Origin of the sequence: Acinetobacter sp. YH12208 (assembly GCF_013418055.1) — a bacterium.
In the GTDB taxonomy this organism is placed as follows: domain Bacteria; phylum Pseudomonadota; class Gammaproteobacteria; order Pseudomonadales; family Moraxellaceae; genus Acinetobacter; species Acinetobacter pseudolwoffii.
The window spans coordinates 1-3,519 of record NZ_VPCT01000045.1 but is presented as its reverse complement, the minus strand read 5'-3'; the positions used below and the strand labels follow the sequence as shown (position 1 = coordinate 3,519).

The window sequence follows — 3,519 nt, the reverse complement described above, 5'->3', positions numbered from 1 at the left end:
GCATGTTCCGCGTCCTTGCAATACTGTGTTTACATACAGTCTATCGCTTAGCGGAAAGTTCTTTTACCCTCAGCCGAAATGCCTGCCGTTGCTAGACATTGCCAGCCAGTGCCCGTCACTCCCACTCGATTGTAAACAAGCACACAAAACCCTTTAGTGACAACAATTTGCAAGAACTATCAGGCTCAGTGCCATGAAAAATACCATGACCAGATCATGAGGTTGAACACGGCTTGCGCCGGCAGCGTTCACGCTCCTGGTCGGCGATCTCGCCCGGCTGCAATGCTAGCTCAGCATCGGTCATGCGCTCCAGCACGTCGCGTAGGCGGATGGTGCAAGGAATGGGCGGCAGCTCGAACTCATAGCCGCCGGCGATCATTTCGGCCGCAATCTCCTCGGTGATGAAAAACGGCTCGTCGTCTTGGTTCGGCTTCTTCATGCCCTTTCCTCCTGGCGCTCATCCTGGCCGACAGCGGCCAGGGCATCGGCTTCCGTCAATGCGTCCTCCACGAACGCGCCGTGCTGCTTCGCTTCGGCCTGGCTGACCTCGGCCCATATCCGTTTCACCTGGGCCGCACTGTACCCGGCCAGCTCGGCGGTCTTGTTGATGCTGTAGCCGGACTTGCGCAGCGCGACAACTTGGGCGCGGCGCTTCGGATCAGCACGGCGGCCCTTGTACCGCCCGGCCTGGCGGGCCAACTCAATGCCTTGGCGCTGGCGTTCGCGCCTGTCCTCGTAGTCGTCGCGGGCCATCTGCAAGGCCAGGCGAAAAAGCATGATCTGCACGGCTTCCAGCACGATCTTGGCGACGCCCTGGGCCTCGGCCGCCAGGTCGGATAGATCGACCACGCCAGGGACGGCCAGGCGTGCGCCTTTGGCCTGTATCGAGGCCACCAGGCGCTCGGCCTCGGGCAAAGGTAGGCGGCTGATGCGGTCGATCTTCTCGGCAATGACCACCTCGCCGGGCTGTAGGTCGCCGATCATGCGCAGCAGCTCAGGCCGGTCGGCGCGTGCGCCGGATGCCTTCTCACGGTAGATGCCGGCGACGTAGTAGCCGGCGGCCTTCGCGGCCGTAGTGATCGCCTCTTGGCGTTCCAAGTCCTGCGCGTCGGTGCTGACGCGCAGATAGACCCGCGCCACCATCGGCGCGGCTACTGGCTTCGTCCTGCGCATACTTGCGGGCTCCTTTGGGCATACTCAAATGCACCCATCTTAAACTGGCAGCTAATGTACAAAAGTTGATAGAAGCACACAAGTTCAATTTTGCACTTCTGCCCCACTATTGCAAAACTGCTTGTTAGTAGCCGTTTTTTCTTACTGTTTATAGATTCAATAATTTTTGAAACGAAAAATTGGGACTAAACATTTCGGTTTCGTTTTCTGTCGATTCGTCCTGCGTATCTTTTGCATAAACAAACATTTGTTGTTCGTAGTTTTCGATGGCATTTTCAATACTTGTAAATTCTCCGTTTGTAAGGTTTTCAGACAATATCAAAGCATCCAATAATCCCGTATTTACACCCTGTCCTGCAAAAGGCGACATCAAATGAGCAGCATCGCCAATCATTGTTATGGGTAATGGACGGTTACTTTTCCAATCATTGTTCAAAGGAAATTTCCTTGTGGGCAAGCATTGAAATGTTGATACCGAACGTATTAATTGTTTGTAAACTTCACTCCATTTGGAAAATCTTTTCAATAAAAAATCGGCAACGCTGTTTCTGTCCTGAAAATCTAAGGGAATTTTATTTTTCCATTCATCGGGCGTTTTAAAACTAATTCCTAAATACAATGCACCATTATTATTGGGATTGGCAAACAATAAAATGCCCTGATGTCCCGCCATTAATCGGTTGCCGTTGCATAGCTGAAAAAATCCGGGACAGTTTATTTCCGGTTGAAGAATATCAGCTTGGATGTTGAAAGTACCGGTTTCTTCAACTTGCGTGTCGGTAACAAAGCTCCTTATTTTCGACATTCCACCATTGGCAAGAATAACCAAATCTGCTGTTTCACTCGGTTTATTCTCAAAAGTTAGTGTCCACTTCTTCTTACCAGGTTCAAGCATAACAAGTTTTCTATCCCAAATAACCGTGTCGTTTTCTAAACTATTCAACAAGATAGCCCTTAAGTCATTTCTGTTTATTTCAGGATTGTCAAATCGATTTTCGGGCTTTACATTTTTTGTGGATAAAATATTGCCTTTTTCATCAGCAATATTTACACCCATTGGTAAGGCTAAGTCATAATAAGTTTGTAACAATCCCGCTTTTTTCATTGCTTCCTGACCTGAACCTTTGTGTAGGTCAAGGGTTCCACCAAAAATTCTTGCCTCTCGGTCGTTGTCTCTTTCGTAAACTGAAACGTCTATGCCGTTTTGCTGTAATAATTTTGCCATAGTCAGTCCAACGGGTCCACCACCAATTATTGCAACGTTCTTATCACTAAGTAAATTCATTTGTTTGTCCGTATCTATTCGCATTGTCATTCAAAAATGGCACATAACAAGTGGCTATACGCCAAATGGCGTATATATCCACTATATCTTATTTTGCTAAACCTTTCATTATCAGTGACAAATCCGTTTTCAACCGTTTACCGTTCGTTTCTACTCTCTCAAAAGGATTTATATTCATAGTGCTTTTTGTTAAGTTTTGCTCAAATATACAAATCCTTTCTATATATCTAACAAATCCATCGGACTTTTTAATTGTTCCATTCCCTTGGTGGTAATATGTGTATAAACCTCAGTTGTTTTACTGCTTGAATGACCTAACAACGATTGAATATAACGTAAACTCGTACCATTCTCAAGCAAATGCGTTGCAAAGCTATGTCGTAAGGTATGTACAGTAACTTCCTTTTGAATCTTTGCTTTTAAAACAGCTGCTTTAAAAATGTTTTGAATACTTCGGCTTGAGTATGCGCCACCTTTTTGACCTTCAAATAAATAATCTTTTGGTTTATATTCCATAAAGTATGTTCTTAAAATAATTAATGTTTTCTCAGATAAAATGGTATAACGATCTCTTTTTCCTTTTGACTGTTCTATACGAATTTGCATGCGCTTGGAGTCAATGTCTTTTATTTTCAGGTTTATACATTCAGAAATGCGCAAACCTGCCGAATAAATAGTCATCAGAATAGCCTTGTGTTTCACGTTTTCAATAGCGCGTAGTACCCGAATGGTTTCTTCTTCACTCATCACAACAGGAAGTGTTTTTTCTTTTTTTGGTCTTTCGATGAAATATGTTTTCCGTTGTCCACCCAAAACACGTTCGTAATAAAACTTAATCGCATTGATTGCCTGGTTTTGATAAGATATTGAAACTTTTCGCTCCATAACCAAATGTCGGAGAAATGATTGTATATGTCCTTCATTCAATCGATCGACGTATAGGAAGAATAAACGCCCTTTTCACCCAAGTCCAACAGCTTTGGACCGCAGTTGACTCTTTCGACACCCCTGCGATGCAACCCAATCCGGCTGACGGGGAGCCAGCAACGCTGAAAATTTAC

4 protein-coding genes are annotated in these 3,519 nt (G+C 45.5%); all 4 read right to left on the bottom strand.

Features of this window, described 5'->3' with window-relative positions; translation table 11 throughout:
• Window positions 1-214: 214 nt before the first annotated feature.
• A complete protein-coding gene (locus tag FTU95_RS14850) occupies window positions 215-439 on the bottom strand; it encodes a hypothetical protein (protein ID WP_000743213.1) in 225 nt (74 codons plus the stop codon).
• Complete coding sequence (locus FTU95_RS14845; RefSeq protein WP_001366550.1) at window positions 436-1,173, bottom strand: recombinase family protein; 738 nt, start codon at window positions 1,171-1,173, stop codon at window positions 436-438. Before FTU95_RS14845 ends, FTU95_RS14850 begins: the two co-directional genes overlap by 4 nt.
• A 148-nt stretch (window positions 1,174-1,321) precedes the next feature.
• Complete coding sequence (locus FTU95_RS14840) at window positions 1,322-2,488, bottom strand: tetracycline-inactivating monooxygenase Tet(X3) (RefSeq protein ID WP_024160783.1); 1,167 nt, start codon at window positions 2,486-2,488, stop codon at window positions 1,322-1,324.
• A gap of 189 nt (window positions 2,489-2,677) precedes the next feature.
• Window positions 2,678-3,343: a tyrosine-type recombinase/integrase gene (locus FTU95_RS14835; protein ID WP_015060916.1), complete on the bottom strand. Its 666-nt coding sequence runs from the start codon at window positions 3,341-3,343 to the stop codon at window positions 2,678-2,680.
• Window positions 3,344-3,519 lie beyond the last annotated feature (176 nt).